The organism is uncultured Campylobacter sp., from assembly GCF_937997595.1.
GTDB lineage: Bacteria > Campylobacterota > Campylobacteria > Campylobacterales > Campylobacteraceae > Campylobacter_B.
Genome location: NZ_CALKTS010000236.1, coordinates 1 through 4460 on the forward strand (window position 1 = coordinate 1; position 4460 = coordinate 4460).

The 4460-nt window shown below is 45.9% G+C and carries 4 protein-coding genes, 1 other RNA gene and 1 pseudogene; 4 read left to right on the forward strand and 2 right to left on the reverse strand.

Annotated features, from left to right (window positions below; translation table 11 throughout):
- A pseudogene (locus Q0614_RS07950) lies at positions 1-339 on the forward strand (hypothetical protein); the annotation flags it as partial.
- 173 nt (positions 340-512) lie between these two features.
- Here Q0614_RS07950 and Q0614_RS07955 read toward each other — a convergent pair.
- Entirely contained in the window at positions 513-1550 is a 1038-nt protein-coding gene (locus tag Q0614_RS07955; protein ID WP_298787863.1) for a hypothetical protein, read from the reverse strand.
- Between the two features lie 106 nt (positions 1551-1656).
- Between Q0614_RS07955 and truD the strand changes: the two genes are divergently transcribed.
- A complete protein-coding gene (gene truD / locus Q0614_RS07960) occupies positions 1657-2769 on the forward strand; it encodes a tRNA pseudouridine(13) synthase TruD (protein ID WP_298787865.1) in 1113 nt (370 codons plus the stop codon).
- A gap of 371 nt (positions 2770-3140) precedes the next feature.
- Here truD and Q0614_RS07965 read toward each other — a convergent pair whose 3' ends face one another.
- Positions 3141-3506, reverse strand: coding sequence for a hypothetical protein (locus Q0614_RS07965; protein WP_298787867.1), 366 nt, complete (start codon positions 3504-3506; stop codon positions 3141-3143).
- A gap of 342 nt (positions 3507-3848) precedes the next feature.
- On the opposite strand from Q0614_RS07965, the gene rnpB reads away from it, so the two are divergent.
- Positions 3849-4165: RNase P RNA component class A (gene rnpB / locus Q0614_RS07970), an RNA gene on the forward strand.
- 35 nt (positions 4166-4200) lie between these two features.
- Positions 4201-4460, forward strand: a 260-nt coding sequence (locus Q0614_RS07975; protein WP_298787870.1) for a hypothetical protein, incomplete at its 3' end; no start/stop codon positions are given.

Sequence of the window (4460 nt, forward strand, 5' to 3'; positions counted from 1 at the left end):
ATAGACCGAGAAAATAACACTTGGCTAATTCGTATATCACATGATTATTTAAGAGATATAGGGGATTATGCCTTAACTAAAACGATATGGTTATTGCATTATAAAAGTAACGATATAGAGCTGGACTTGAGGCGGATTTTTAATGATGAAACGATTGGCGATCCGTATAGAATTATTTATGAGCTTCACGATATAAAAACAGATGCCGAGAATACAACCAGCGATGAAATTATAGATATTTTGAGAAAAATTTTAAGCGTATACGGTGGTGGCGGAGTTGGACTAGAAAATTTTACTCCAAAAGAGAAATTAAAGGCAAGCTTAATGGTCAATTTATAGCAAAGGACAAAATACGAGCCATAGGGCAAAACAACAAATGCCCGAATTAAAGAAATAGTAGATGATTAAACCGCCTGCGATTAAGAAAACTATTTGCTTTATGCCGATCATCAATATGCAGTCGATTTAAAATTTTACCGTCGTAATAGGATAAATTTTAAAACCTCGTCCGCTTAAATCAGCGTCGGCTTTAGCTTGCGCGCCGAAAAGTCGGGCCTCTCGCCGCGAGCTAGGGCGATGAGCTCATCCGTCGCGATTAGATAAAAGCCCGCGAGACCTCTGCCGAAAAGCCTTTGGATTTCATCGCTTCTGCCGTCTAAAAAATCAAGCGCAAGCTTGGAATTCAGTAGCAAAAAATCGCTTCCGCTATCAAACGCGTCAAATAAAATTTCGCCCCCCAGCCGCAGCGCGCACTCCCGTTCGCGCTCATATATCTGCGCTCCAAGCGGCGCGCCTTCGCAGCCAAAGTGCACGATCTGCGCGCCCAGCCTGCTAGCTAGCTCCTCCGCAGCCTCGTCGTACCACACGGCGACGTTAAAGCCGCTAAAATCGTGCTTCGCGCCCGCTGCGTCAAATTCCGCCATGCTCTGTGCGCTTAAAATTTTATTACTGCGCGCTGGTTCAAATTTTAAAATATCGCAAAACGCCCTGTATGCCGCGCGGTCGTCAAACTCCATCCCCACGGCGTCGCACTTCGTAAAATACGCCATCTGCGGCTCGATGATCTCCAAAATCCTCATGCGCTCGCTCGGGTGCGTCTGCATCAGGCGGTGCGCGAAGATAAAGGCGCTGTTGCCCAAAAATTCCTGCGAGCATGCGGGGATTTTCGTCGAGTAAAAATAGGGCGCGAGGCTTTTGTAAAACTCGAAATCAGCAGCGTCCGCGATGCTCTCAAAGGCTTTAAATTTATCCAAAAACGCTCGCGGCTCGCAGCGCAGATCTTTAATCGCCTCTTTTTCGCTAAGAGGCGAGATGATTAGCTCGCTTCCAAAGTGCGCTATGAGTGTATCTAGCGGCTCTTTTACGCTTACGGTGGTGCCGCTGATTTTTACGAATTCCACCCCCTGCGCGCTGAAATAGGGATCGTGCGCGCAGATGTGATCAAGCAGTGCCGCAAGATCGGCAAAGGGCGCGCTTTCATAAACATAGGGCTTGAAGTAGCTTGTGACGTCGCAGCGCGGGTCAAAGCGAAAGAGCCTGATTTGAAGCATTTTTCATCCTTTTTTTATGGTGAATGATACTAGAATTTGCCTTAATAATGAGTTTTTTAGGCTCAATTTTATAAAATTGCGCCTTAGATTAACGCAAAGGCCGGCTATGAAAAATTTATACACCCTAAATCACGCGCCGATAAATGCGCATTTTAGTAAAAACTCCAGCGATTTCGTCGTGCGCGAAGTGCCGCTTTACGAGCCTAGCAATGAGGGCGAGCACTGCATTTTGCTGCTGCAAAAAAAGGGCATCAGCACGCACGAAGCGCTGCGGATTTTAAGCGAACATACGGGCGCTAAGATGCGCGAGTTCGGCTACGCGGGGCTTAAGGACAAGCAGGGGCTTACGACGCAGCACGTTAGCATGCCCGCTAAATTTGAGCCCGCGCTAGGCGGATTTTCGCACGAAAGCCTTAAAATTTTAAGCGTGCAAAGGCATAAAAACAAGCTTAAAATCGGGCATCTAAAGGGCAACGACTTTTTCATCCGCCTAAAAAAGGTCCTACCGCCCGACGCCGTCAAGCTTGCAGCCGCGCTAGATACGCTAGGGCGCGAGGGCTTTGCGAACTATTTCGGCTATCAGCGCTTCGGCAAGTTCGGCGACAACGCAGCACAGGGCGAGGAGGTGCTGCGCGGACAGAGGCGGCTTAAAAACCCCAAAATGCGCGACTTTCTAATCAGCGCCTATCAGAGCGAGCTTTTCAACCGCTGGCTTAGCAAGCGGGTCGAAATTTCAAAATTTGCGGCGGAATTTAGCTCGGGCGAGTTTGCTAAAATTTACGAACTAAGCAAAGATGAGGCACGCGAGATCGCGGCTCAGCCGCAGTTTTTCAAGCTTTTAAGGGGCGAGATTTTAGGGCATTTTCCGTACGGCGCGTTTTTTAGCTGCGACGATCTGGGCGCTGAGTGCGAGCGGTTCGCAAGACGAGAAATCACAAGCGCAGGCCTTATCGTGGGGCGAGCGAAGCTGCGAGCTAGCGGGCTTGGCGGCAGATTTGAAGATGAAATTTTCGCGCCTGCTCGCGAGTTTGAGGCGCAGATGAACGGCTCGCGCAGGTTTGCATGGAGCTTTATGGAGCGCGTGCAGCACGTCTACGATGCGCAAAATGCGCATTTTAGCTTCAGTTTTTATCTGCCGAAAGGCTCTTACGCGACGGTCGTTTTGGAAGAAATTTTGCACCGAGATATATTCGAGGGCGCCGCGACGGACGAGGATTGAGCCTCATCATGCTGCAGAATAGGGTTCACGCCGCACTTGCGCTACGTCACGCCGCATCGCACCGCGCCGCAAAATTCTGCGCGCCACGCCACGCCCCACGTCAAATCGCGCCGCGCCGCGCAGAATTTTGCGAAATATTAAAACCGACTGCATAGATTTAAATTTATGCGGCGATGAAATTTTATGAAATTTCGTGAAATTTTATCGCAGTAAGCGCAACGTTTTGTCTAAGCCATAGAATTTAAAATTTTATTCTGCTCGGCCGTAGGTAAAATTTGCTAAATTTCACCTTTTTATAGTTGTCCAAATTTATTTTCGTCAATAACCGGCAAAATATTATTAAGCTTAAAATCGCTTAAGTCTTTTATCTACTATTGCCCGTTTACAATATTTTCAAAAAAATTATTCTCTTCCCAAAAGTAGCATTCTAACATTTTTAAAATTCCATTTTCCAAAAGAACCATTGCTCCTCCAATGTTTTCATCAGAAAGCATTAAATTTACATTGCCGACAAAACCGTTGTTTTTGCTTTTTTCTAATATTTTTTTACACTTGAAATGGCAATAATATCCGGCTGTCGAAACCTCTCTTTTTGTAATTTCTGAATTTTCAAACTGCTTATAAAGCGCATAATCGCCTAAATCATCACTTATTAGTTTAACAATTTCAGCCTCGATATTTGCAATATCTGTAAAATTATCGAGGGATAAACATCGTTCCGATTTTTGGTTTTCCATTTTTTATAACTCCACGTACATTAATTTCATAGCCTTTAATATTAACTTTATAGCCATTAGTAAAATTATTTAGCAACTTACCATTTGCCATATCTCTTTCAAGTTCTTTAATTATAGCATTATAAGCTTTTTGTTGATTGTTTTCAAATTTATTTAAAAAATCATCTAATTTATGCTCTTTTTTTGTTAAAGATGTGATTTAATTTATTAGCTTCTTTATCGTCGTCATCCTCCGGAGGTAATGGTGCAGGGGCGGGAGTTTATACTTACTCGCGGCGTAAAATTTCAATCCTTAAATTCCGCGAGCCCTGAAATTTAAGCCAAAAAAGCTATAATTGCGCTCGGGTGTGGCGTGCGGTCGCTCCGCAAGGAGAGGAAAGTCCGAGCTGCGATAAGACAAGGTTGCGTCTAACGGACGCCGGGGGCAACCCTAGGGAAAGTACAACAGAAAGCAAACCGCCGCGCAAGCGGTAAGGGTGAAAGGGCGGGGTAAGAGCCCACCGCGCGCGTGGAGACACGGGCGGCAATGCAAACCCAACCTGCAGCAAGAACGGGTGGTTTCGTCTTATATTCGAACCGTTCGCTCGAACCGATTTGCAAAAATCGGTCTAGATAAATGACCGCTGTAACGGAACTCGGCTTATAACCACACCTCTTTTTACGCGGAACTTACTTATATAATAAGGATAGAATTTTGAAAAGCTTAATTTTATGCGGTATGCTTTGCGCCATTGCTTTGGGGCTCGGAGGCTGCGCAGGCTCCGATAAATCTATAATCTTGCAAGGCGACGCCCACGATCGCGCCTGTGCGGAGGTTTATGAGCACTATAAAGAGCTTGAAGCGGAGCTCTTAGCGGTCGAGGATCGATATGCAAACCCAAGCGTCGCGAACGATTATATACAGACTTACGACGAGTACGAGCGCACCATCGCCTACTACAATAAAAATTGCGC

Excerpts from the sequence above, each read along its gene's own strand:
- Q0614_RS07955 (WP_298787863.1), bottom strand. The coding sequence starts at position 1,550 with ATGCTTCAAATCAGGCTCTTTCGCTTTGACCCGCGCTGCGACGTCACA.
- Q0614_RS07965 (WP_298787867.1), bottom strand. The coding sequence starts at position 3,506 with ATGGAAAACCAAAAATCGGAACGATGTTTATCCCTCGATAATTTTACA.
- truD (WP_298787865.1), top strand. The coding sequence starts at position 1,657 with ATGAAAAATTTATACACCCTAAATCACGCGCCGATAAATGCGCATTTT.